We start from the raw sequence: 25,296 nt of genomic DNA on the forward strand, positions 1-25,296 counted from the left end.
AACTGTTTGATATTAACAAAAAAACGGCGTTCACTCAACCGCATGGCTCTTTACGCGTTCCGAAGACAGCGTCTCACTTACCGTTCCAAGCACCAGTCCCTTGGCGTGAATGGAATCGATCATGCCTTTCAATGCTCCTGCAGAAGATGCTGTAGGATGCATTAGAATTAATGAGCCTGCTTCGGTTTTATTCGCTATTTTGGCAATGACAGAATCAGGACTTGGTTTGCGCCAGTCGACCGTATCCACTGTCCATAGAACCGTTTGCAAACCCAAAGAAGCTGCAATATCCACCGTTTTCTGATTGAAATCTCCCGATGGCGGTGCGAACCAGCGATTCTTTACACCTAGCGTTTGCTGCAGCAGATCCTCCGTTTTGCTGATCTCGAGCCTTGCCCGCTCCGCACTTAAACGGCTCATATTCGGGTGGGAATACGCATGATTGGACAGCTCATGTCCACGCTTTTGGATTTCTTTGGCCAGTTCAGCATTTTTGCTCAGCCAGCTTCCATCCAGAAAAAAAGTAGCCTTTACCTTTTTGGCATCCAGCGTGTCCAGCATCGGAACGAGAAATTCGTTCCCCCAAGCCACATTGATCATAAACGAAACCATCGGTTTATTCGCGTTACCACGATAAATCGGATGTGCTCCCAAGTCTTTCAATTGAATCTCAGGCTCAATCTGGCGGTAGACATACGGAATCTTAGTATTCAGCATTCCTCCCAGAGCCCTGCGATAAGTCTCCTCCACATCGATCTCCAGGCCGTTATAACCAGGAATGGCTTTCCATATTCGATCGACTCTCGCATTCACCGGTGCAATTCGAGTCTCGGCTGCCTTATCCTTAATCGCTGATAACAGTGATTCTTCTCCGGTCGCTTCCTTAAACATATCAAATGCATTCTGCGTGCCCGGGCCATCACGGATCTCCGTAATGTATGTACGTACACTGCCGACTTGTCCGATTAGCATGACCGCTGCCACACCCGCGAGAACAACCGCCAGTTTTTTGGATTGGTTTCTCACAGCTCCATCCTCCTGCCGTCTTTGTCCCCATCTTATGAGGACAAGGGCAGAAATATGATTAATAACCGCAATCTCTTGGTCAATGATCTCTCCTTTAAACGTTAAAAAAAGAGCCAGAAATTCGCATTCTGTCTCTTCTTCAATCTTGCATATGTTATTCGAGCGTCAGCCGCCTAAGATTGTGCAGGAGCTTCCGCTGTTAATACAGCTTTACGGGACAGGTTGATTCGACCTTGCGGGTCAATCTCGGTTACTTTCACCGTGATGGAATCACCGATCGCCACAACATCTTCCACTTTGGCTACACGTTCTGTAGACAATTGAGAAATGTGTACCAGACCTTCTTTGTTTGGCAGCACTTCAACAAATGCACCGAACTTCTCGACACGTTTAACTTTGCCGACATAAATTTCGCCAACCAGTACTTCGCGAACGATCCCTTCGATGATCGCTTTGGCTTTATCATTCATCTCCTGATTAGAAGAAGCGATAAAGACACGTCCATCCTGTTCGATATCAATTTTAACACCGGTTTCTTCGATGATTTTGTTGATAATTTTACCACCAGCACCGATCACATCGCGAATTTTATCCGGATTGATGTGCATAGTCGTAATTTTAGGCGCATACTGGGACAATTGCTCACGAGGTGTTTTCATCACTTCGGTCATTTTACCCAAAATGTGCATGCGTCCTTCTTTTGCTTGAGCCAGCGCCTCGGACAAGATTTGACGGTCAATCCCATCAATTTTGATGTCCATTTGAATCGCTGTTACCCCTTCAGGTGTTCCTGCTACTTTGAAGTCCATATCGCCGAGATGATCTTCCATCCCTTGAATATCACTCAGAATGGATACGTGCTCTCCATCTTTGATCAGACCCATCGCCACACCAGCTACCGGAGCTTTGATTGGTACACCCGCATCCATCATCGCAAGCGTGCTCGCGCAAATACTTGCTTGGGATGTAGAACCGTTGGATTCCAATACTTCAGAGACCAAACGGATGGTGTACGGGAAGTCGGTTTCAGACGGAATGACTTTCGACAGCGCACGCTCACCCAGCGCACCATGTCCGATTTCACGGCGTCCCGGCGCACGAAGCGGACGAGCTTCACCTACGCTGAACGGCGGGAAATTATAGTGATGCATGAAACGTTTGGTTTCTTCCAGACTGATGCCGTCCAAAATTTGAACGTCACCCAGTGCACCGAGTGTACAGATGCTCAAAGCTTGTGTTTGTCCACGTGTGAACAGGCCTGAACCGTGTGTACGCGGAAGCAGGGAGGTATCACACTCAATTGGACGAATCTCAGCCAGTCCGCGTCCATCCGGACGAACTTTATCATGAGTGATCAGGCGGCGCACTTCTTCTTTGACGATATCGTGCAGCACTTCTTTCACGTCTTTGAGCAGTTCAGGTGTTTCAATATACTTCTCTTCGAAGTGAGCAACCGTTTCGTCATTAACTGCATCAATAGCATCCTGACGAGCATGTTTCTCTGCAATTTTAACAGCCTCCACCAGACGTGCGCTTGCAAACTCACGAACGCTGCTGTTCACTTCTGCATTGACAGCATGCAGCTTCACTTCCATTTTTTCTTTACCGGCAACTTGTACAAGCTGTTCAATGACAGTCACGATGTTTTTGATCTCGTCATGTCCGAACATGATTGCTTCAAGCATCACTTCTTCCGGTAATTCATTCGCTTCGGCTTCAACCATCATGATCGCATCTCTAGTTCCTGCAACCACGAGTTCAAGTTCGCTGATTTCAAGCTGTGCAATCGTTGGGTTAATGATGAACTCTCCATCAATACGGCCCACCTTCACACCGCCAATCGGCCCGCTGAAAGGCACATCGGAAATGCTCAATGCTGCTGAGGTACCAATCATGGCTGCAATTTGTGGTTCGCAGTCCTGATCCACACTCATAACAATGTTCAGAACTTGTACATCATTACGGAAACCTTCCGGGAACAATGGACGAATCGGGCGGTCCGTCAGACGGCTGGCCAGAATCGCTTTCTCGGACGGTCTACCTTCACGCTTGATAAATCCTCCCGGGATTTTACCTACAGCGTACAATCTTTCTTCATAGTTCACCGTCAGTGGGAAAAAGTCCAGATCTTTCGGCTCACTTGATGCTGTCACGGTACACAACACTACGGTATCTCCGTATGTTACCTTAACGGCAGCATTCGCCTGTTTGGCCAAACGCCCGGTTTCAAGCGTAAGCTTTCTTCCACCAAGCTGCATTTCAACACGCTGTTCCATGAAATCCCTCCTTTAATTCGTTCCTATCAACAATGGATTCTGCATATTCACAGTATTTCCTGCTTGTCCGGCATTCATTAGCTATGATTGGACGGGAAGCAGGCTGACTTGCAAAACAAAAGCTCCTTGCGGAGCTCTCAGCTACAAATATATGGCAACATGTTCATCTACAAAACAACCCGGCTGTAAGCCCCGCTTGTCCTTTTAGACAAAAGAAAAGCGGATAACAGCCAGGTTGATTTTGAAAACATGTACGATAATTAACGACGCAATCCGAGTTTTTCGATCAGTGCGCTGTAACGTTTAACATCTTTGTTTTTCACGTAAGCCAAAAGCTTACGACGTTGACCTACCATTTTCAAAAGTCCACGACGTGAGTGGTGGTCTTTCTTATGCGTACGCAAGTGGTCTGTCAAACTTCTGATGTTTTCCGTAAGGATAGCAACTTGCACCTCAGGTGATCCAGTATCGGACTCATGAGTTTTGTGCTCGTCGATCAGTTGTTGTTTACGTTCTTGAGTCAATGCCATCCTATTCACCTCCTTCATTATAATCGCCGTTAGCCTCGTCACCGCCGGTGAGAGCGTGTAACCAAGCTAAGGTTAATGTCGTCTTAATCGACAACGTAGTACATTATATCATAGTTGCCCAGACAAAGTAAATGTAAACATCAACTTTGATAAAGTTTTAGGACAACAGACGGGCAGCGGTCAGTGCATCTTCACGGATCTGAGCAATCAAAGCGTCGATTGAATCGAATTTCCGCTCGTTTCGAATGTAGTGCACCAGTTCCACTTTCAGTTCCTGATCATAAATTTGACCGTCAAAATCAAGCAGATGCACCTCATACGTTGGTTTCATACCATTCTCGTGAAAGGTCGGTTTGACACCCAGGTTCATCACACCTGCCAGTTCTTGATCCCCAACATTCACACGAACAGCATATACACCTTTAGCTGGTGTAACATAATGGTCCGCAAGTTCGAGATTGGCGGTAGGAAAACCGATCGTTCTTCCCCGCTTCTCTCCGTGAATAACAGTACCTCTGACACTATAAGGACGTCCAAGCCACTGGCTCGCCTCATCTATCTCGCCCCGCTTCAACAGGGCACGAATCAGCGAGCTGCTTACCTTCTCTCCACCAAGCAAAAACGGAGGAACCGTTTCTACCGTCATTTCTTGACCGCCCAAGGTGCGCAGCATCTGCTCGTCACCTGCACCTTTGTGACCAAAGCGGAAATCAAATCCGACAACGGCTGTGCGAGTCTGAAGAGGAAGTAACAGTTCATGAACGAATTGCTCTGGGGAGAGCTGTGAAAATGATTCATTAAATTCAACAACGTAGAGCACATCAACACCCATACCCTCAAGGATCTCTTCCTTGTCTCTGAGAGGAGTCAGATATCCCTCGTAATCGCCCTTACGCATAACTTCTTTCGGGTGTGGATGGAAGGTCATAACAGCCGCCTTCATGCCCGATTCCTGCGCAATGCGAACAGCGGATAGAATGACACTTGCATGTCCGAGATGCAGTCCGTCAAATTGACCAATAGCCAGCACTTGGGGATGTGTACTCAGTTCCGCGGATTGTAAAGTCTGCGGATAAGTTAGCATTACGGTTTTCACAATCATTCACCTGCATTTCACTTGATGGGCCAAGCTTGAACCTCGTCATCGCTCCAAGCCCGGTACCTCTTTATTCCGGTAAGAAGACTTTAACAGCCCTCACGGTTGGTTTCAATTCATCCCGTTCAAAAATCCCCAGAAACGTTCCGTCCTGAGCATACAAACGCAGCAGTCCCGGCTTCTCCACGGGCGGCTCCAACAGACGTGCAGACAACTTCTGACCCTGAAGGGCTCCTTTTGTCTGCTCTTCAGCAACTTTATGAGCCGGAATGGAAGAGATCGCTTCATCTACAGGAATCAGCGCCTCCGCCAGCGTGCCTTCCGCCATACGCTGCTCCACTTCTTCAATACGAAGACAATGATCCGCAGCTATTCCTGCAGAGATAGTACGCTCCAGCTTCACCATGGTGGACGGGAAACCGAGCTCGCGACCGATGTCCACACACAACGTTCGAATATACGTGCCTTTCGAGCACAACGCACGGAATGATATATCTGTGGTTCCATCGCTGACTTCCATTCCGATAAGTTCCAGTTCATAGATCGTCACTTCCCGGCTCTTACGCTCAACGGTCTTGCCTTCACGAGCAAGTTCATACAATCGTTTCCCATCTACTTTGACCGCAGAATACATGGGCGGAACTTGTGAAATAGTACCTAGAAACTTCTCCAGCACCTGCTGCACCTGATCCTGCGTCACTTCAACAGCAGACTCGGAACGTTCAATGACTTCACCCGTCAGGTCTTCTGTGTCTGTAGCGAGTCCCAGTCTGAGCGTTGCCAGATATTCTTTCGGAAGTTCCTGCATGTACTCCACGACTCGTGTAGCCCGCCCGAGGCAGAGCGGAAGAACTCCGGTTACCTGTGGATCGAGAGTACCCGTATGGCCAATACGCTTCATTTTCAAAATTCGGCGCATTTTGGCTACGACATCATGCGAAGTGAATCCCGCCGGCTTATATACCGGAAGCACACCTTCAAACGGTTTTACCATTGTGAGTTCACCTGCTTCAGTACTTTTTCTACAATGTCTTCAAGCTTGCCTTCCATTCGGCATCCCGCTGCGAGAACATGTCCGCCCCCGCCAAAGGTTTGTGCCAGTGCGGCTACATCAACCCTGCCCGCTGAGCGCATAGACACTTTAACCGCATTCTCATTGATCACTTTGAAAAAGATGCCTACTTCGACCCCGCGAATGTTGCGCGCATAGTTAACGATGCCTTCCAAATCTTCATTAGCTGCCCCGCATACCTGCATATCCTCTGGTGTGATAACCACCCAGGCAATCCTGCCGTCTTCTGACATTTGCAAAGAGGAAAGCGCCTTGTTCAAAACACGGACTTGAGGAAGAGTCACCTCTTCGAGCAGCGTTTGAGCAAGATTAGGCCCATCTACGCCATGCTCCAACAGGCGGGAGGCGACAGCCATCACATTAGGGCTGGTATTCGCATAACGAAATCCACCGGTGTCTGTCAGCAGGCCTGTGTATACTGCCGTAGCGATCTCTTTATTCCATGTAATATTGAAAAGCTGCAGGAAATCAAACAAAATCTCGGCAGTAGCCGCTGCATCCGATTTGATAATGTTCACTGCACCGTATCCATTATTTGTGGGATGATGATCAATATTCAGAATGACTGCATCTTCTTCAAAATAATGACGGGTAAGTCCCACTCTGGCAAAGTCGGCGCAATCAACACAAATGATCGCTTTATACTTGCGCTCCGGGGGATATTCTGTCATGTTCACAATGGCATCCGCCTGCCATAAAAAATGCATGCGCTGCGGAATTTCACCTTCATTGATCATCGTGAATGTCTTTCCCAGACATGACAGCAGCCAGCCCACCGTTACCGTCGAGCTGACTGCGTCACCGTCCGGCTGTACATGCGACACGACCAGGTAATCGTCATGCTCCAGCAGGAATTGTTTCCCTGCCTGGAGCGCCTGTTCATAAGTGTGCATTGCCGTCTCCTCTATTCTGTTACTGGGATTCGTTTTTGTTGTTGTCGGAACCAATATCACCAAGCAGCTTTTCAATCCGGCTGCCGTATGCAATCGATTCGTCAATCTTGAATATCAATTCGGGAACATGACGGAAACGGATACGTTTGCCGAGTTCCGTACGCAAAAAACCGTTTGCTTTGGCAAGAGCCTTAAGCGAGTTATCTTTCTGCTCCTGTTCACCGAAGACACTCAGATAAACTTTGGCTTGCGACAAGTCGCCAGTCACTTCAACTCCCGTTACGGTAATAAAACCGATACGAGGATCTTTCAGTTCTGACTGGATAAGCAGACTCAGTTCTTTCTTGATCTGCTCGCCCACTCTACCTGTACGAATCTTAGCCATTGTTGTTCACCTCATACTTCCCTGCTTATCGTTGTACGCTCTCCATGATGAAGGCTTCAATTACATCGCCTTCCTTGAGATCGTTGTATTTGTCCAATGTGATACCGCACTCGTAACCTTGTGCCACTTCTTTGGCATCATCTTTAAACCGTTTCAGGGAATCCAGCTTGCCTTCGTAAAGGACGATACCGTCACGAATCAGGCGTGCTTCCGCAGAACGAGTGATTTTGCCCGAGGTAACCATACAACCTGCAATGGTACCCACTTTACTGATGGAGAAGGTATTACGAACTTCAGCATGACCAATAACTTTTTCTTTGTAGATTGGATCAAGCATGCCCTTCATTGCTTGTTCAATCTCTTCGATAACACTGTAGATGACGCGGTGCAGACGAATGTCTACCTGCTCTTGATCCGCAGTGATTTTTGCCTGATTCTCAGGACGAACGTTGAAGCCGATCACGATGGCATTGGAAGCCGCAGCCAAGATGATGTCGGATTCCGTGATCGCACCAGCACCGCTGTGAATGATTTTCACGCGCACACCTTCGACTTCGATCTTCGCAAGGGAACCTTTCAATGCTTCAACCGAACCCTGTACGTCACCTTTGATGATTACGTTCAAGTCTTTGATCTCGCCATCTTTAATGTGCTGGAACAGATCATCCAGTGTGACACGTGTATTCGTGCCCAGATCGGATTCACGCTGCGTAATTGCACGTTTATCAGCGATGGAACGAGCTTTACGCTCATCTTCAAAGACCATAAACGGATCTCCAGCGCCTGGAACTTCCGTCAGACCTGTAATCTCAACAGGTGTTGAAGGTCCAGCTTCTTTCAGGCGGCGGCCCTTGTCATTGACCATTGCACGCACACGGCCGAAGCAGTTACCTGCTACGAATGCATCGCCGACTTTGAGTGTACCATGCTGCACGAGGATACGCGCAACCGGACCACGGCCTTTATCCAGTTCGGCTTCAATAACCGTACCACGAGCACGTTTGTTCGGATTTGCTTTGTACTCGTTCACTTCAGCAACGAGCAAAATCATCTCAAGCAGTCCTTCAAGACCCATTCTTTGTTTCGCAGATACGTTTACAAAGATGGTATCTCCGCCCCATTCTTCCGGAACGAGTTCATAGTTGGTCAGTTCCTGTTTCACTTTGTCCGGATCAGCACCCGGTTTGTCAATTTTGTTGACTGCAACGATAATCGGCAGACCCGCAGCTTTGGCGTGGTTAATTGCCTCAACCGTCTGCGGCATAACACCATCATCTGCAGCGACAACAATAATCGTCATATCCGTAACTTGTGCTCCACGTGCACGCATCGCAGTAAATGCTTCGTGGCCAGGAGTATCAAGGAACGTGATTTTCTTATTGTTAATTTCAACCTGATAAGCACCGATATGCTGCGTAATTCCGCCTGCTTCGCCGCTAGATACATTCGTGGAACGGATTGCATCCAGCAATGTCGTTTTACCATGGTCGACGTGACCCATAATCGTTACAACTGGAGGGCGGGATTGAAGATCTGCAGGATCATCATTCTCTTCCACATTTTCAAAACGATCATCTTCAAGAACAATCTTCACTTCAACTTCAACACCGAATTCACCTGCGAGCAGCAGAATGGTATCAATGTCAAGTTCTTGGTTAATGGTTGCCATGACACCCATGCCAATAAGCTTTTTGATTACTTCGGAAGCATCCTTATGAAGAAGTTTTGCCGTTTCACCAACAGTCATATCACCGCGAACGATGATTTTCTTAGGTGTGTTATCGATTTTTTCACGCTGTACGTACTGCTGTTGATTTCTGTTGCGATTGTTCTTGCCTCCGCGATTGTTGCGGAAATTACCACCACGATTGTCATCGAAGCGGCGTCCGCCACCACCACCGCTGTTGGAACGATTGCCGTTATTGCCGCCTGAACTGCCTTGGCCGCCTCTACGCTGGCCGCCTTGGCCTTGTCCCTGACTTTGGCCACCGCTGCGGTTACCACTGTTTCCAGTGCTTCCACCGCTGTTAGGTCCTGAAGATCTGCTAGGACCGCCGCTGTTGTTCGGACGTTGACCCGATCCTTGCGGGCGGGACCCTGTATTTCCTTGACCACCTGAAGCTGGTCTTGGACGATTGCCTGATTGTCCTCCCTGACTTGAGCCTTGGGAAGTTGTTGTTCTGTTACGGCTATCTTGGCCGCTTGGTCTTTGAGTGCCATTGTTATTGTTGGAATTTGGTCTATTGTTCATACCTACCTGCTTTTCCTGTTGTATTTTTGTTTGTACGGGACTGCCGGTTGTACTGCTGCTCTTCGGCGTGTTCACTCCGCCGCCCGGCTTGCTGCTGTCCGCTGGTTTGTCACTGCGCACGGCCGAAGTCGCAACAGACTTGGCTTCGCTGCCTTGTTTCGACGCGGCAGTGGATTTAATATCTTTAAAAAATTGTTCCACCTTACCGACCGAACCATTCTCCATTACACTCATATGATTGTTAACGGGAATATCCAGTTTTTTAAGGATAGTAATAATTTCCTTACTGCTCATGTTAAGGGACTTCGCATATTCATAAACTCGCAATTTTTCCTTGTTTTCCTGTTTACTCAATATACTCCACCTCCGACATTATACCGACTTGCTTGGAGATCATTTTTGCAAACCCAAGGTCTGTTACCGCAAGAACCACCCGCGTATCTTTACCGATGCTTGACCCTATGCGGTCGCGATCCAATCCGATAAGAAGCGGAACCTTGTAAGTAGCACATTTGTCGCGAAATTTCTTTTGTGTGTTTGCAGAAGCATCACCTGCAACAATAACCATCTTAGCTTCACCTGAACGGACTGCTTTGTGCACAATCTCATCACCTGTGAGCAGCTTGCCAGCGCGCATCGAGAGCCCGAGATAAGACAGCACTTTCGTATCACTCATCCTCATCACGCTCCTGTGCAGCCATAAATTCATCCTCTACTGCAATAAAATCAGCGGCCAGCTGTTCATAGATTTCTGGTGAAACTTTCCCCTTCAACGCCCGATCCAAAGCCCGGTTTTTAAGCGCAAGCTTAAAGCAGGACTCTTTGCCGCATAGATATGCGCCGCGTCCGGACTTTTTGCCAGTCAAATCAATCAGCACTTCATCCTCAGGTGTTTTAACGATGCGAATGAGCTGCTTCTTGGGCATCATTTCCTGGCATGCCACACATTTGCGCAGCGGCACTTTTTTTGATTTCATACGTCAGCGCCCCCCGTGCTTTCCTTTAGTCGACGGAGACGGAATCCTGATGCATTTCCGAAGAAGAATCTTTTTCTCTGCCGAATTCCTGCTCCGCCTGGCTCTCGCTCTTAATGTCGATTTTCCAGCCTGTCAATTTGGCTGCCAATCTGGCATTTTGACCTTTGATGCCAATGGCAAGAGACAGTTGATAGTCAGGAACAATCACCCGAGCCATCTTCTCCTCTTCGAACACATGAACTTCCAACACTTTGGAAGGACTCAGTGCATTAGCCACATATTCATCCACTTGTTCGGAATAACGAACGATGTCAATTTTCTCACCGCGCAGCTCACCCACAATGGTCTGCACGCGCATTCCTTTTGGACCTACGCATGATCCAACCGGGTCCACTTCCTCATTGCGGGAATGAACTGCAATTTTGGAGCGGAACCCTGCCTCACGGGCAACGGAGCGAATTTCGACTACGCCGTCGAAAATTTCGGGTACTTCCAATTCAAAGAGACGTTTCAAAAGCCCAGGATGAGTACGGGACAAAATGATTTGCGGCCCTTTAGTCGTATTCTCGACCTTGGTGATATACGCCTTGATGCGGTCACCATGAACAAACTTCTCGTTCGGCATTAATTCGGTGAGCGGAAGAGCCGCTTCGATTTTGCCCAGATCGATGTAGATATTGCGCAAATCCTGACGCTGCACTACTCCCGTAACGATATCTTCTTCCTTATCTACGAAAGCATTGTAGATCAGGCCGCGTTCGGCTTCACGAATCCGCTGGGTAACAACCTGTTTGGCCGTCTGTGCGGCGATACGTCCAAAGTCGCGCGGCGTAACTTCAATCTCCGCAATATCTTCCAACTGGAAGTGTGGGTTAATTTCCCGTGCAGCAGGTAGTGAAATTTCGGTGCGCGAATCCAGAACTTCTTCCACGATCAGCTTGCGGGCATACACCCGAATAACCCCCGTATTGCGGTTCATGTCCACACGTACATTCTGTGCAGTGTTGAAATTACGCTTGTAGCTGGAGATAAGTGCAGCCTCAATCGCTTCAAAAAGCACATCCTTACTGATCCCTTTCTCCCGTTCCAATTCATTCATTGCTTCAATAAAATCCATACTCATGAATGTTGATCCCCCTTTCAAACATGGCATCTCATACGTAAAACGGCGAAAGGCTCGCAACTTGTGAGCACCTTGCCGTTAACGTGAGATGTGTCTTTTTCATTAATCAAGTGAACAAGGCACTTAGAACAAAATAGCCAAACGCGCGCTGGCAACCTTTTCATAAGAAATGGTATGCTGCTTTTTGCCTGCTTCGATGACAAGTTCCCCGTTATCAAAGGATATCAGCTTGCCTTCGAACTCCTTCATTCCATTCACCGGCTCGTAGGTTGTAACAAAAACATTTTTGCCTACAGCTTTGGCAACATCCTCCGCTTTTTTCAGTGGACGTTCCGCACCGGGAGAAGACACTTCAAGGAAATAGACAGATGGAATCGGATCGTTCTCATCCAGCTTGGCGCTCAGCTTTTCGCTGATCAAGACACAATCGTCGATGTCGATTCCACCTTCTTTGTCGACATACACCCGTAAAAACCAGCTGCTGCCTTCTTTGACGTATTCGATGTCAACCAGCTCGAAGCCTTGTTCATTCAAGTAGGGTTGGATCATTTCTTCCACGGTAGATTTAATATTCGTTGTGCTCAAAACCGATAACCTCCAACTTAGGTTACACCAGCTAGAATCGCTGGCAGATGATTAAATACCCAAGATTCATGTATACCAAAGACTAAAGAGTGGGTTTCCCCACTCTTCAGAAATTCGTACTATCTCGTTCACTTCAAAAATTATAACATAGTCTGGTAATAGTGACAAGTAAGCGATCCTCTGCACAGCGGCCCCACTAATGAAGGAAAAATCAGATCGACCCCGGAGCTGTCATTCAAAACACGTTGATCACAGCTCGTCTAGAACAGGGAAAGCTGGTTGCTCTCAGGCAGACCTCGGAAACATCCCATGTTCGTAAGCAGCTCCACAATCGTTTTGGTCGCTTTCGATTTCTGCTGGAAATCCTCAATCGACAAGAATTCACCATGTTCACGGGCAGCGGCAATATTACGTGCCGCGTTATCCCCGATCCCTGCAAGTGCGGAGAATGGAGGAATCAATGACTTTCCATCCACGATGAACTTTGTCGCTTCCGAACGGTACAGATCAATCGGTTTAAGCGAGAAACCGCGGGCGGACATCTCCAGTGCCATTTCAAGAACAGGCAGCATGTTTTTCTCTTTTGGCGGTGCCTGGAAGCCGAGCTGCTCAATCTCTACGATTTTGCGATAGATGGCCTCATAACCTTGGCACACCAACTCGATGTCCAACTCGTCTGCACGAACGGTAAAGTAAGTTGCATAATATTCAATCGGATGATACAGCTTGAAAAATGCTGTACGTACCGCCGAAATTACGTAAGCAGCCGCGTGGGCTTTCGGGAACATGTACTGGATTTTGAGACAGGAATCAATATACCACTGCGGCACTTTGCAGTTCTTCATCTCGTCAATCCATTCCTGCGGCAGTCCGCGCCCTTTACGAACACTCTCTGTAATCTTAAAGGCCAGACTCGCATCCATTCCCGCCTTGTAGATCAGGAACAGCATGATGTCATCCCGGCAGCCGATAACGGTTTTGATGTTACATGTGCCGTTTTTGATCAGGTCCTGGGCATTGCCCAGCCAAACTCCCGTACCGTGAGATAGTCCCGAAATCTGCAATAAATCGGCAAAAGATGACGGCTGAGATTCGACAAGCATCTGACGTACGAATTTGGTTCCCATCTCCGGCACACCAAAGGTCGCAACAGGAGAGCGAATCTGCTCCGGCGTTACACCAAGGGCATCCGTGGAGTTAAACATGCTCATTACTTTGGGATCATTCATCGGAATGGTTGTTGGATCAACACCTGTGAGATCCTGCAGCATACGCATCATCGTCGGATCATCGTGTCCCAGAATATCAAGCTTCAGCAGATTTTCTTCAAAAGCGTGATAGTCAAAGTGGGTTGTTTTCCACTCGGCTGTTACATCATCTGCCGGATACTGAACAGGAGTGACATCTTCCACTTCAATGTAATCCGGAACAACAACAATTCCGCCGGGGTGCTGTCCTGTACTTCGCTTCACTCCTGTACAACCGGAAGCCAGACGATTCAGCTCAGCCCCGCGCCATTTCTTATGATGTTCTTCCTCATATTTCTTCGCAAAACCAAATGCTGTTTTCTCCGCAACCGTACCGATCGTCCCTGCACGAAATACACTCTTCTCACTAAAAAGTACTTTCGTGTAGTTATGGGCATGCGGTTGATAATCCCCCGAGAAGTTCAAGTCGATATCGGGAACTTTGTCCCCTTTAAACCCAAGGAAGGTTTCAAACGGAATATCCTGCCCTTCCCCTTTGAGGCTGCCCCCACAATTAGGGCAAGGTTTCTCCGGAAGGTCGAACCCACTCGGTACACTGCCGTCCAGGAACCATTCACTGTGCTTGCACTCCGGATTCACACAGATATAATGAGCCGGAAGCGGATTAACCTCTGAAATTCCCAGAAAGGTCGCTACAACGGACGAACCTACCGAACCCCTTGAACCTACCAGGTAACCGTCCTGATTCGATTTTTTCACCAATCGTTCCGAAATCAGGTAGTTGGCAGAGAATCCATATTTGATGATTGGCTGCAGTTCTTTCTCCAGCCGCGCCACAATGACTTCAGGCAAATCTTCGCCATAGATCGACTTGGCCGTATTATAACAAGTGTTTCGGATCTCTTCGTCCGCACCTTCCAAAATGGGTGTGAACAGCTTGTCCGGGAACAGCTTGATTTCCTCGAAACGGTCAGCCAGCTCGATCGTGTTTGTGACCACAACCTCATACGCTTTATCTTGACCAAGGAACTGGAATTCCTCCAGCATTTCGGCTGTCGTTCTAAAATGGGCATCAGGTTTGCGCTGATCTTTAAGCGGACTGAATCCTGTTATACCATGAATCGTAATATCCCGATAAATTTTGTCTCTTGGTTCCAGGTAATGCACATTGCCTGTAGCAATAACCGGTTTATTCAGTTTTGCTCCGATATCGACCACTTTACGAACCGCCAGTTTCAGTTCTTCAGGCGTGGCGACAAGTCCTTTGTCCACCAAGTGCATATACATGGTCAGAGGTTGAATCTCCAGAATGTCGTAAAATTCGGCAATCTCCTCCGCCTCTTCCACCGATTTGTTTAATACAGCCTCAAAGAACTCGCCTTTTTCACAACCGGATATGACAACAAGCCCTTCACGCAGACTTACCAATTTGGACTTCGGGATACACGCAACACGCTTGAAATATTCTGTATGAGACAGGGATACCAGCTTGTACAGATTTTTCTTGCCTACATCATTCAAAGCATAAATTCCACAGTGGAAAGGACGTGTATTAGATAAGTCCACACCGACAAAATCGTTCAATCGGTCCAGCATCGTCAGACCTTTTAATTGAGCAGCATCATTGATAAGGCCATTCAGGATACCTGCGAGAGCAATCGTATCGTCAATCGCCCGGTGATGGCTTTCCAGCGCTACTTTGTACTTGTCCGCGAGCGTATTCAACCGGTGATTTTTCATTTTTGGATACAAAAGCCGCGCCAGCTCTAGTGTGTCAAGTACCGGGTTTGGCATCTCAGGCATGTTCAGATTTTTGAGCGTGGCCTGAATAAAGCCCATATCAAACCGTGCATTGTGCGCGACCAATACTCCATCTCCTGCAAAGGTAACAAAGTCACGAATAACCGGTTCAAGCTCTGGTGCATCTTTTACCATCTCATCCGTTATGTTTGTCAGCTGCTGAATGTTGTACGGAATCCGTTCATGCGGATTGACAAAAGTGGCAAATCGATCTATCTCTTTCCCTTCATGCACCTTAACTGCCGCAATCTCGATGATTTTGTTCTGAGTGACCGACAGACCGGTAGTCTCAATATCAAATACGATATACGTGGCCGTTTTCAAATCAATCGCCTGCGGATTCAGAACTACGGCTACGGAATCATTCACCACATTGGCTTCCAGACCATAGATCATTTTAATCCCATTTTTCTTCGCTGCCTTGGATGCTTCCGGGTAAACCTGCACACCGCCATGATCAGTAACGGCAATCGCTTTGTGTCCCCACTCCGCAGCTGTTTTCACATATTTATCAATAGATGTTACGGCATCCATCGTACTCATTGTGGAGTGCAGGTGGAATTCAACCCGTTTCTCCTCGGCTGTATCCTTACGGGACGGCGGTGCCTTGATCTCTGTCAGATCCGAAGGAATCATAGCCAGTTCCGGAATTTGCATGAACCGATCGTACTCTACACGTCCGCGAACTTTTACCCATTTTCCATTCGCAAGCAGGCTGAGAATTTTGACATCCTCTTTGGTTTTGGCAAACATCTTCATCTGCATCGAATCCGTAAAGTCCGTCAGGTAGAAGGTGAACAGCGTATTTCCATTCCGCAATTCCTTGCGGTCCAGACCAAATATCGTCCCTTGAAGTGTGATTTTTTTCTCTTCATCCTGGACTTCCTGCATAGGCACAGCTGGTTCTTTGATCTCATAACCCATCTGCAGCCGCACATCGCCCTGTTCTTCATCTTCCGGCATTTCAGTCTCGATGACTTCACTCATCATCTTCTCGATAACCTGCCGCTCTTCGACCTTCTTCTGAGCCTGGAACTGTTCCATGGCCTCTCTATTGCTTCCTGCTTCACCTACCTGCATTTTGATGCGCAAAGGCAGGTGGAAGTACTTTTCATAGAACCTCGTTATAGCCTGGTCAATCTGTTTCTTGCGTGCCAGTTCCATTGAAGTAGAATCACTCATCGTCAGCTCGAGCAGATCCGCTTCACATTCGATGGTTGCCCGGTTCATCCAGCCATTTACGGACGGAATTTCACGCGTAACCCACTCCAGAAAAAGGTTCCAGTATTCATTCACGATATCGCCCGCGAGTACCTTTTCCGAATACTTAAAGGCAAACGTTATTTTTGCAATATGATTCATTTTCTCTTGAATATGCAGACTGAACGTTCGATAGATTGGTGCAGGCACGAGCGTATCCTTACCAATCTGAATATGCCATTCGCGATTCGTGCGATTTGTCTCGACCTGTTCAATCCAGCCATCCAGGAAATAAGGGTCTGTCAAACCTGACGGAAGCTCTGCCTGTTTCATCAACAACTCAAACCGTTTTCTCTTCTCCTCGAATCCACTCATTGTGTTCCTCCTGTACCCCCTTAAAACATGAAAAGCCCCTGTATTCAAAAATGTCCCCGATCCGAACCCGCACCGATCCATTTTATCCGACAGAAGCTCTTCATTCATGACTTAAACCAGTGAATAAGCTTTCTTTGTCAAGCTCTTCTGACTAGTACGCTCTTGCAAACACAACGGTGTGTTTCGCCTGTTCGCCACAAGCCAGACATGTGTGCTTTTCCTCAGCAGGCTGGAACGGAATGTTCCGGCTGGTTGCACCCGTAACTTCTCTAACTTTATCTTCGCATGATTCCGAACCACACCATCCGGCGAGGGTGAAGCCGCGTTTGTTCTCCATCAGTTCTTTCATCTCATCCAGGGTATCTACCGAATAGAAGTTATCCGACATAAATGTACGTGCACGTTCAAGCATATCAGCCTGTACCTGTGTCAGCATAGATTGAATTTCTTCCAGCAGATTCGCCTGCTCGACCACTTTCTTCTCTCCGGTAATCCGTGAAACGAGCACACAAACGCCGTTTTCCATATCACGCGGACCAATCTCCAGACGAATCGGAACACCACGCATCTCGTATTCATTAAATTTCCATCCCGGACGAACGTCACTGCGATCATCCATCTTCACACGGATGCCCGCTTTTTTCAGCTCCGCGAAGAGCTCGTCTGCACGTCCTACAACGGCATCCCGGGTTTTCGGTGGTCCAATTGGAATCATAACCACTTGAGTAGGCGCAACTTTTGGTGGAAGCACAAGACCGCGGTCATCTCCGTGAACCATAATCAAAGCTCCGATCAAACGAGTGCTGGTCCCCCATGAAGTGGTATGTGCCAGTTCAAGCTCATTGTTACGGCTCAAATATTGAATTTCAAACGCTTTAGCAAAGTTCGTTCCCATGTAGTGAGAAGTACCAGCCTGTACCGCACGTCCGTCCTTCATCATCGCTTCAATCGAGAAGGTATCCACCGCACCGGCAAACTTCTCGGATTTCGTTTTCTGGCCTGTAATGACCGGAATAGCAAGGTATTCTTCAACCACCTCACGATAAATCTCAAGCATTTTCATCGTTTCTTCGCGAGCTTCTTCTTCCGTTTCATGCGCTGTATGACCTTCCTGCCACAAAAATTCACTGGTACGTAGGAACGGCAGCGTTCTTTTTTCCCAGCGAACGACGTTAGCCCACTGGTTGATCAATACCGGCAGATCGCGATAGGACTGAATCCATTTGGAATACATATGCCCAATAATGGTTTCAGACGTTGGGCGAATAGCCAAACGTTCTTCCAGCTTTTCTCCGCCTGCTTCGGTTACCCAAGGCAGTTCAGGGTTAAAACCTTCCACATGCTCTTTTTCCTTTTGGAAAAAGCTCTCCGGAATAAACATCGGGAAGTATGCGTTGCGATGGCCCGTTTCGCGGAAGCGGCGATCCATCTCATCCTTGATGTGCTCCCAGATTTCAAATCCGTCCGGTTTGAACACAATACAACCGCGGACCGGTGAGTAGTCCATCAGATCTGCTTTTTTAATAACATCAATGTACCAGCGAGAGAAATCTTCTCCCTGCGGTGTAATTTCAGTTACGAACTGTTTATCATTTTCCTTTGACATAAGACTCCAGCGTCCTCCCATAACGACCAGCACTGATTCCTCAGTGCGCAATCAAACCGTAATTATCCGTTAATTAAACGTAGTATATCATTATATGTTACAGCCAGCATCAGTACAAAAAGCATCGCGAATCCAACAAAATGCACCATACCTTCCCGATTGGGATCAATCGGCCGGCCGCGAAGGGCTTCAATGCCCAAGAAAATAAGACGGCTGCCGTCAAGTGCAGGGATTGGAAGCAGATTAAATATCCCCAGATTGATGCTGATCATTGCACTCCAGTACAACAGACGATCCAAACCTGATCTAGCGACTTCGCCTGTTAACTCAATGGTTCTGACAGGCCCACCAATATCATCCAGCGCAAAGTTCTGCACAAGGTGCTGCAGTCCTTTGAAAATCAGCTTAGAAGTTTCAACCGTATACTTGCCAGAAAGCGCAAAGGTTTCAAAAAAGCCAGCTTGTCTCGTAGGGAACCCGAGTGAAACACCGACCTTTCCGCCCTCCTGTCCTGGTAATCCGGTAGGAGTAACCGAAACATCAAGTTCCTTCCCGTCCCGAATGATTGTCCAACTCATCGGTTTATCCTTCGACTCGGAGATTGAAGCAATAACCTTCTGCTGGTCTACTCCAACTGAGACACCATTGATACTCTTAATGATATCTCCATCTTGAAATCCAGCCTTTTCTGCAGGAGTGTTTGCTGAAACATCTGCTATTTTTATGTAGGAAGGATTCTCAACAGGAACACCACTCACCTGCACAAATATCGCGAATAATACAAATGCAAGAATAAAATTCATCATAGGACCTGCAAAAATGGCTAAGGCGCGCTGCCCTACAGTTTTACTGTTGAACCAGCGATCTTTAGGCGCAATCTGCATGCTAGAGTTTTTACTTACAATGACAGCCTGAGGATCGACCGAATACAGCGTACGCTCTCCGTCAACATCAAGCTCAATAATCAGAGCCTGTTCAAGATCTGCCCGCAAAACTTCACCTTTGATAACATTTTTGTACTTCTCAAGATTGCTTGTAAAGATCTTTTCGACTTTATCGTCTTTAACTCTTACACATATGGTTTGACCTGCATCAATCCCTAAAGTTTCCGGATCTTCACCCGCCATTCTAGCATACCCGCCAAAAGGCAGTAGCCGAAACGTGAATTGCGTTTCACCCTTCTTATATGAGAACATTTTAGGACCAAATCCGATTGCAAATTCTCGAACCAAAATGCCAGCGCGCTTAGCGAAATAATAATGGCCCCATTCATGAATTGCTACAATAGCAAAAAACATGATGAATATATAGATCGCAATTTTAAGAGTCTCTAACAAACACTACACCTCCTTAACTTATTATGCATGCTCTAGAATAACATTATTCTTAATTAATTACCAAGAAGTTTTTCAGGCTCCTTCCTATACATTAAGTTCTGGAATTTCCAGCGACAGAATAGAAGGAATCTCAGGATTATTCAATCGCAGTAAACCATAACCGAAGCCTGCCATTCCAGTCATAAGCCCTAATGGAAAATCCTTTGCTGAGATTTTATTATACTTCAGGCAAATTTCAAAGCCAAGCTCCTGCGCTGTTTTGGAATCTCTTGCTGAACCGAGTATGTTCTCCATAGATAATAAGATATCTATATTACCCAGACTCCCGTGGCACATAAATGGAGGCAAATGCAGCCCATCTTCTATTATTTTGGATTTTGCCGCATCAATCTCAGCAAGCATATCGGAGTCATCTATTCTTTGTAACATATGGAGCCTTGAGAGCCCAATACCAGGTGCTCCGTGACACCAATAAACCGCTTGAAATTCATTTGGCTGTTCCGATCGTTTGTCACGCCAATTATTATTCGTTCGACTGTAGTCTCTTCGCTCCATCTCCAGTAACAGCTTAGCAAAGCTTTTATACTCTTGCAAACCAGTAATGGCCCATAGTTCAACGAATGCCCAAGCATATCCACTTAGTCCATGTGATAGTCCGTTAAGCAGCACTTTGTTATTTTCCTTACGATCCTCTAATTCACGTTTAAGATGCTCTCCACATTCACAAGCCAGTAGTTTGAATTCGGCATTGGAGGTTTGTGAGTACAGTTGAGTAAGCAGTATTACAGCTCCAGCACTGCCACCAACCACATCAAGCTGCTTGTCATCTTTAATTATGGACCTTATTTTATCTATATATGTTAAAGCTTCTTTATAATATTTCTGCTCTTTCCATAGAAACGAAACCTGAATCAGCGTATACGCGTATCCCAACAAGCCGCTAAAAAGAGAAAGATTCTTCTCCTGCACATCCGTTATCGTATCAAGACAGGTTTGAAGCGCTTCTTTGGCAAAAGCGCTGTATCTTGAATCTCCCGATTCATTGCCGAGATAAGCTAGAAACAGCACAATTCCAAGAGAACCATCATATAAAGAAGGCTCTAAAATCCCGATGTAATGTCCACCATCTGTGATCGGTTTACGATCAACCCATATGATCGTTTTTTTATCCTGATCCCATGCTGCATGTGCAATTAACTCATCGCCAATCCTCATGGCCGCTTTCAAAAAATCCCCATGGCTGTCTACCTGCTGCTCAACAGCATTTGAGTTCATCCCATTTAGAGATTTTCCAAACGAGGTAAGTGACATCTTTAAATATCTTAATTGTTTCTCAAAATCCTGTTTACTAAGTCTGTCTAACTGCTCGTGAACTCTTTCCAGCCCTGCTGCTTTGAAACCAAGGTGTACAATCTCCTTGCTGGACTGAATCGTGATATGTCGAGATTCCATGTCAAAGTTAAATACAGGAATCTCCTGCTGCAGTAAACAATCCATTTCATAAGGGACAATTTTGCTGTAGTAAGGCGTGTATACTGAACTCCTTTGAAAGTGTTCAAACAATTGAATTCTTTTAGACAGCTTTTGGAGGTAATCCGGATGTAAACTTGATTTAAGAAATTCCCCGTAGTCATTAGTCGATCTAAATATCATTCTCACTGAAACATCTTCAAAATCCTTCAACGGTCCATGAACTGATGCGAATTCATCTTTACATGCGTTAATGAATTGATACATCTCCGCAAAACCTTCCTGGATTTGGGTAATATACATCTCAAAGCCTATATACTGTCCTTGAAATTGCGGTCTGTTACGTCCGGGTTCTTTCGTTATTTTCTTGTTTACTAATTTCATTTCATCTGTGAAAGGAGAATCAATCACTTCACTGATCAACTCATTGTTCTGATCTCCCCAATTACCAAGACCGCTCGTGTCCGTATCCTCCTGCGGCGTCCGCTTGAAGGGAATTAACATGCTGCTGAACACTGAACGATCCATCTCATCAAGAAACACTTTCCGCCAATCTTCATTCGTTTCGGACACAACTCGATTGGAAAATAAGGTTTCCATATCGATGAGGATTGGAAACTCTCCATCGGCAATAATATTCTCAAAATGAAAGTCTCTCGAGCCTAAAACATACAATAAGGCCACATATCCTCCATATCGATGGTAATAACGGGCAACCTCTTCTTTGGAAGAACAACTTGTGTATTCTACGTATGACTGCCAGCCATATGCGCCGCAATCCACTGATTTCGTTGTTTTGTAGTTCATCGTATGATTGGTTTCATGGACCCAGTTCATCAGCTTTTCAAAACCTGTATCAATCTTGAGAGAGCGAGGCTTATAGATCAATTTATTTCCATCACCAAAGTAGAGTATGCTTACAGAACGACCCTTAGAATGGGTATCTCCAACCCCTGTTGAAATTCTCTCCAAGAAAAGATATTCTCTATTAAATTCATTTTGTAATGTATTTAAATCCTTATTCAGATTGGTAATGATTTCTGTATGATATTCAATGAATCTTGTCGTTTCTTCAGTCATTAATTTAGCTAACACCGGATACATCATAAAAACCGATTCGACATATGCTTTATCATTCAATAGTACCGTATTATAGTACTGATAGCGGTCACCAGGTGTATCCCCCTGCAAAATTCCAGATAATCTTGCGATATGCAGCTCCTGAATTAATGTTCGAACACTCAAGTTAAACAATTTTGAATAGAGCTCTTCATACCAGCCGTGCATCAATGAATCTCTATTGCGTTGAAGTGATTCGTATTTTAACAGCAAAGCATCAAGACGCATCTGAGCAAACGTGAGAAAAGATTGAAAAAATGAACTGAACAGCTTCTGGGTCTGATTCGGGTAATCTTGAATACTAGACAGATTTAATATCTTGTCAATGGTTTCCACCCAATCCTGACTTGCTTTCGTTCCAGCCTTGGCATCGGAGCCATATGTCTCTATAAGCTTTTTTCTGAAATCTATATTATTTGCACTACTATTCAACAGTAACCCTCCTAATATAACGGACTTATTATACCTTCTAAGGAGCAGATCTTCACATCGAAAGTCAAGCCTGGTCTACAGTGCACTCTGTACATAAGTAAAAAGGTCACTTTTAGATCAATTATTGATCTGGAAAAGTGACCTTTTTCGTTAATATAATACATATAAAATCCTGCTATAATCTCTCAAAAAAATTAGGCCATACATCCTACCGTTTTACAAGAAAGAACGGACTCACAAAAAAGAGACGGGCATCTGTAAATCGTGATTGAAATAAATTCAGGATCGTTTTCTTGGTCAGATACCATGTTAACGAGATTGGCTTCACTCACCGAACCAGACGGATGTTCGAAATCAGCAAAAGCAGCTCTGAACTCAGGATTACGCATAGCCATAATTTGTTCTTGTACGCTCATAATTATAAAACCTCCTAAGAAAGATATAATACACCCATAATATACCACAGAAAAAGATTAATAGCCAGTTTATTCAAACCTGCTGCATACAGCTCAAATAAAACGCAAAGAACTCGCTGCGCTGCGACAAATTTCGTCTGAATGGATGATTTGCTCTACACTAGGATTTTGGATAGTGATATGTTTTTCAAGAATTTCTTCTAAAATATATTCAATCTGCAAAAATGAAATTTCCCCTTTTAAAAACCTCGCCACTGCAACCTCATTGGCCGCATTAAACGCCGTCGTTGCCGTCCCCCCCATTTGCCCACATTCATATGCCATTCTCAAACAAGGGAAACGATCCAGGTCCATCTCTCGAAAATGAAGCTGTCCCACTTGGGCAAGTGACAATCGGTTAGCCGGAGAAGAGATACGATCAGGGTAGGTCAGTGCATATTGAATCGGGACACGCATATCTGGAGTACCAAGCTGTGCAATGATACTTGTGTCTTCAAATTCCACATAGGAATGAATAATGCTCTCTGGGTGAAGCAGTACCGTAATCTGTTCGTAATCAAGCCCAAACAACCAATGAGCTTCAATAACCTCAAGGCCTTTGTTAACCATCGTTGCGGAATCAATCGTAATTTTGGAACCCATAGACCAGTTTGGATGCTTAAGCGCATCCTCAACGGTAACATGCTGCAGCTGCTCTCGTGTAAGATGACGGAATGAACCACCTGACGCCGTCAGTGTAATCCCCGCCACACTTGAGCGATGCTCTCCGTTCAAACATTGAAAGATGGCCGAATGTTCACTGTCTACAGGTAAAATGGAAACCCCTTTTTCCGCAGCTTTTGCTGTAACGATATGGCCCGCTGTAACCAGAGTCTCCTTATTCGCAAGCCCAATCTGTTTGCCAGACTCGATTGCCGCAAGAGTAGACTCCAGTCCTACACTTCCTACGACTGCTGTAACAACGGTTTCTGCTTCCGTTCCTGCCGCAATTTCAATGAGTCCTTCCGAACCGTAATACAGCTTCGTCCCCGCTGGCACATATGGAGCAACCTTGTCAGCCAGTTCCTTGGAGCCTACTGAAATCTTTTTGGGCTGATAACGTCTCGCTTGTTCAATGAGCAGGTCCGTATTACCTCCGGCCGCCAGGGCTTCCACTTGAAAGCGGTCTGGATGCATATCAACAACATCCAGAGTTTGCGTACCGATTGAGCCTGTCGAGCCAAGAATCGCTATTTTTTTCATTGCTGCACCTCACCTCTAATGAATCCCACGCCTGCTGTGCCCGCGCCTGTAAATCCAGACTACTTGTGCTCTTCTAATAAGGCAGTAACATCAGAATATGTACAAATGGAAACACCACGATCCAACTGTCACATCGATCCAGAATACCGCCATGTCCTGGTAGAAGATTACCTGAATCTTTAATGTTGTATACACGTTTGTAGGCCGATTGGATCAAGTCACCCATCTGGCCAACGACTGCACAGGCTATTCCGATCACAATGGCTCTCTCCCAAGAGAGCAAGCCATCAGAAGACAGAGCAAATACAACTGAAGTCATAGTGGAAATGACAATACCGCCAATGGCTCCCTCTACTGTTTTATTCGGACTGATTGAAGGCCAAAGCTTATTTTTTCCGATCCATTTCCCTACAAAATAAGCTCCGGCATCACTCGCCCAGATCGAGCCAAGCAGCAGAAATGTCCAAAACAATCCATGAACTAAATGTCTGGATTCTGCAATGTAATAGAACCCTGTGCCAATATACAGCACCCCTATAAAAAGCATAGCGATTGTATTAATCGGTAGTCTGTTCTTGGTCACCACCGAAGCGGTCATCAGAACCAGCATGACAATCCACAATATTTGAAACAAGGATAACGGTCTTTCATCCCATACCATTTCCCAAGGAAATACGATAGAGATAATTCCAGCATATCCAATCAGGGCTGAACCAGAAAAAGGCCTCACCCCGGTCATTTTTACAAATTCATAATAACCGATGAGAGCCATAAGCAAGACCAACCCGTGATACCAAGGGCCGCCAAGCATACAAAACCCCAAAAACAACACACCTGCTATAATTCCAGTCGTTAATCGCTGTTTCAACGGCTTCAT

The 25,296-nt window shown here is 46.2% G+C and carries 19 protein-coding genes; all 19 read right to left on the reverse strand.

Annotation, left to right across the window (positions count from 1 at the left end):
- Window positions 1-30: 30 nt before the first annotated feature.
- Window positions 31-1,026 (reverse strand): polysaccharide deacetylase family protein, encoded by a 996-nt coding sequence (locus ABXS70_RS14870; RefSeq protein WP_342555506.1) that lies wholly within the window; start codon window positions 1,024-1,026, stop codon window positions 31-33.
- 173 nt (window positions 1,027-1,199) lie between these two features.
- Complete coding sequence (pnp, locus tag ABXS70_RS14875) at window positions 1,200-3,302, reverse strand: polyribonucleotide nucleotidyltransferase (protein WP_123064492.1); 2,103 nt, start codon at window positions 3,300-3,302, stop codon at window positions 1,200-1,202.
- Between the two features lie 260 nt (window positions 3,303-3,562).
- A complete protein-coding gene (rpsO, locus tag ABXS70_RS14880; protein WP_056700672.1) occupies window positions 3,563-3,832 on the reverse strand; it encodes a 30S ribosomal protein S15 in 270 nt (89 codons plus the stop codon).
- A 157-nt stretch (window positions 3,833-3,989) separates the two neighbouring features.
- Window positions 3,990-4,916: a bifunctional riboflavin kinase/FAD synthetase gene (locus ABXS70_RS14885; RefSeq protein WP_366296658.1), complete on the reverse strand. Its 927-nt coding sequence runs from the start codon at window positions 4,914-4,916 to the stop codon at window positions 3,990-3,992.
- A gap of 82 nt (window positions 4,917-4,998) precedes the next feature.
- Window positions 4,999-5,922 carry a tRNA pseudouridine(55) synthase TruB gene (gene truB / locus ABXS70_RS14890; RefSeq protein ID WP_342555505.1) on the reverse strand — a complete coding sequence of 308 codons (924 nt, stop codon included), beginning with the start codon at window positions 5,920-5,922 and terminating at the stop codon, window positions 4,999-5,001.
- The gene (locus ABXS70_RS14895) at window positions 5,916-6,893 is read right to left on the reverse strand and encodes a bifunctional oligoribonuclease/PAP phosphatase NrnA (protein ID WP_342555504.1); all 978 of its coding nucleotides are present in this window, start codon (window positions 6,891-6,893) and stop codon (window positions 5,916-5,918) included. The genes truB and ABXS70_RS14895 overlap by 7 nt, the downstream gene beginning before the upstream one ends.
- Before the next feature lie 19 nt (window positions 6,894-6,912).
- Window positions 6,913-7,278, reverse strand: a complete 366-nt coding sequence (rbfA, locus tag ABXS70_RS14900) for a 30S ribosome-binding factor RbfA (protein WP_342555503.1) — start codon at window positions 7,276-7,278, stop codon at window positions 6,913-6,915.
- A gap of 25 nt (window positions 7,279-7,303) precedes the next feature.
- Window positions 7,304-9,883: a translation initiation factor IF-2 gene (infB, locus tag ABXS70_RS14905; RefSeq protein WP_342555502.1), complete on the reverse strand. Its 2,580-nt coding sequence runs from the start codon at window positions 9,881-9,883 to the stop codon at window positions 7,304-7,306.
- Complete coding sequence (locus ABXS70_RS14910; protein ID WP_342555501.1) at window positions 9,876-10,205, reverse strand: ribosomal L7Ae/L30e/S12e/Gadd45 family protein; 330 nt, start codon at window positions 10,203-10,205, stop codon at window positions 9,876-9,878. The genes infB and ABXS70_RS14910 overlap by 8 nt, the downstream gene beginning before the upstream one ends.
- The gene (locus ABXS70_RS14915; RefSeq protein WP_342555500.1) at window positions 10,198-10,506 is read right to left on the reverse strand and encodes a YlxR family protein; all 309 of its coding nucleotides are present in this window, start codon (window positions 10,504-10,506) and stop codon (window positions 10,198-10,200) included. The genes ABXS70_RS14910 and ABXS70_RS14915 overlap by 8 nt, the downstream gene beginning before the upstream one ends.
- 25 nt (window positions 10,507-10,531) lie before the next feature.
- Window positions 10,532-11,629 carry a transcription termination factor NusA gene (nusA, locus tag ABXS70_RS14920; RefSeq protein WP_090923835.1) on the reverse strand — a complete coding sequence of 366 codons (1,098 nt, stop codon included), beginning with the start codon at window positions 11,627-11,629 and terminating at the stop codon, window positions 10,532-10,534.
- A 123-nt stretch (window positions 11,630-11,752) separates the two neighbouring features.
- Complete coding sequence (gene rimP, locus ABXS70_RS14925; protein ID WP_342555499.1) at window positions 11,753-12,214, reverse strand: ribosome maturation factor RimP; 462 nt, start codon at window positions 12,212-12,214, stop codon at window positions 11,753-11,755.
- 260 nt (window positions 12,215-12,474) lie between these two features.
- Entirely contained in the window at window positions 12,475-16,797 is a 4,323-nt protein-coding gene (locus ABXS70_RS14930; protein WP_366288848.1) for a PolC-type DNA polymerase III, read from the reverse strand.
- Between the two features lie 151 nt (window positions 16,798-16,948).
- Window positions 16,949-18,403 (reverse strand): proline--tRNA ligase, encoded by a 1,455-nt coding sequence (gene proS, locus ABXS70_RS14935; protein WP_342555497.1) that lies wholly within the window; start codon window positions 18,401-18,403, stop codon window positions 16,949-16,951.
- 62 nt (window positions 18,404-18,465) lie between these two features.
- On the reverse strand, window positions 18,466-19,701 hold the full coding sequence (gene rseP / locus ABXS70_RS14940; protein WP_342556301.1) for an RIP metalloprotease RseP: 1,236 nt from the start codon (window positions 19,699-19,701) through the stop codon (window positions 18,466-18,468).
- Window positions 19,702-19,824: 123 nt separating this feature from the next.
- A complete protein-coding gene (locus ABXS70_RS14945; protein WP_366288851.1) occupies window positions 19,825-22,761 on the reverse strand; it encodes a type 2 lanthipeptide synthetase LanM family protein in 2,937 nt (978 codons plus the stop codon).
- 194 nt (window positions 22,762-22,955) lie between these two features.
- The gene (locus ABXS70_RS14950) at window positions 22,956-23,177 is read right to left on the reverse strand and encodes a hypothetical protein (RefSeq protein WP_342555495.1); all 222 of its coding nucleotides are present in this window, start codon (window positions 23,175-23,177) and stop codon (window positions 22,956-22,958) included.
- 93 nt (window positions 23,178-23,270) lie between these two features.
- Window positions 23,271-24,419, reverse strand: a complete 1,149-nt coding sequence (locus ABXS70_RS14955; protein WP_342555494.1) for a 1-deoxy-D-xylulose-5-phosphate reductoisomerase — start codon at window positions 24,417-24,419, stop codon at window positions 23,271-23,273.
- 73 nt (window positions 24,420-24,492) lie between these two features.
- Window positions 24,493-25,287 (reverse strand): phosphatidate cytidylyltransferase, encoded by a 795-nt coding sequence (locus ABXS70_RS14960; protein WP_342555493.1) that lies wholly within the window; start codon window positions 25,285-25,287, stop codon window positions 24,493-24,495.
- Between the last annotated feature and the right edge of the window lie 9 nt (window positions 25,288-25,296).

The organism is Paenibacillus sp. AN1007, assembly GCF_040702995.1.
Lineage (GTDB): Bacteria > Bacillota > Bacilli > Paenibacillales > Paenibacillaceae > Paenibacillus.

Bases quoted from the DNA above. Each gene is read 5' to 3' on its own strand.
- pnp (WP_123064492.1), bottom strand. From the start codon at position 3,302: ATGGAACAGCGTGTTGAAATGCAGCTTGGTGGAAGAAAGCTTACGCTT.
- rpsO (WP_056700672.1), bottom strand. From the start codon at position 3,832: ATGGCATTGACTCAAGAACGTAAACAACAACTGATCGACGAGCACAAA.
- ABXS70_RS14885 (WP_366296658.1), bottom strand. From the start codon at position 4,916: ATGCTAACTTATCCGCAGACTTTACAATCCGCGGAACTGAGTACACAT.
- truB (WP_342555505.1), bottom strand. From the start codon at position 5,922: ATGGTAAAACCGTTTGAAGGTGTGCTTCCGGTATATAAGCCGGCGGGA.
- ABXS70_RS14895 (WP_342555504.1), bottom strand. From the start codon at position 6,893: ATGCACACTTATGAACAGGCGCTCCAGGCAGGGAAACAATTCCTGCTG.
- rbfA (WP_342555503.1), bottom strand. From the start codon at position 7,278: ATGGCTAAGATTCGTACAGGTAGAGTGGGCGAGCAGATCAAGAAAGAA.
- ABXS70_RS14910 (WP_342555501.1), bottom strand. From the start codon at position 10,205: ATGAGTGATACGAAAGTGCTGTCTTATCTCGGGCTCTCGATGCGCGCT.
- ABXS70_RS14915 (WP_342555500.1), bottom strand. From the start codon at position 10,506: ATGAAATCAAAAAAAGTGCCGCTGCGCAAATGTGTGGCATGCCAGGAA.
- nusA (WP_090923835.1), bottom strand. From the start codon at position 11,629: ATGAGTATGGATTTTATTGAAGCAATGAATGAATTGGAACGGGAGAAA.
- ABXS70_RS14930 (WP_366288848.1), bottom strand. From the start codon at position 16,797: ATGAGTGGATTCGAGGAGAAGAGAAAACGGTTTGAGTTGTTGATGAAA.
- proS (WP_342555497.1), bottom strand. From the start codon at position 18,403: ATGTCAAAGGAAAATGATAAACAGTTCGTAACTGAAATTACACCGCAG.
- rseP (WP_342556301.1), bottom strand. From the start codon at position 19,701: ATGTTTTTTGCTATTGTAGCAATTCATGAATGGGGCCATTATTATTTC.
- ABXS70_RS14950 (WP_342555495.1), bottom strand. From the start codon at position 23,177: ATGAGCGTACAAGAACAAATTATGGCTATGCGTAATCCTGAGTTCAGA.
- ABXS70_RS14955 (WP_342555494.1), bottom strand. From the start codon at position 24,419: ATGAAAAAAATAGCGATTCTTGGCTCGACAGGCTCAATCGGTACGCAA.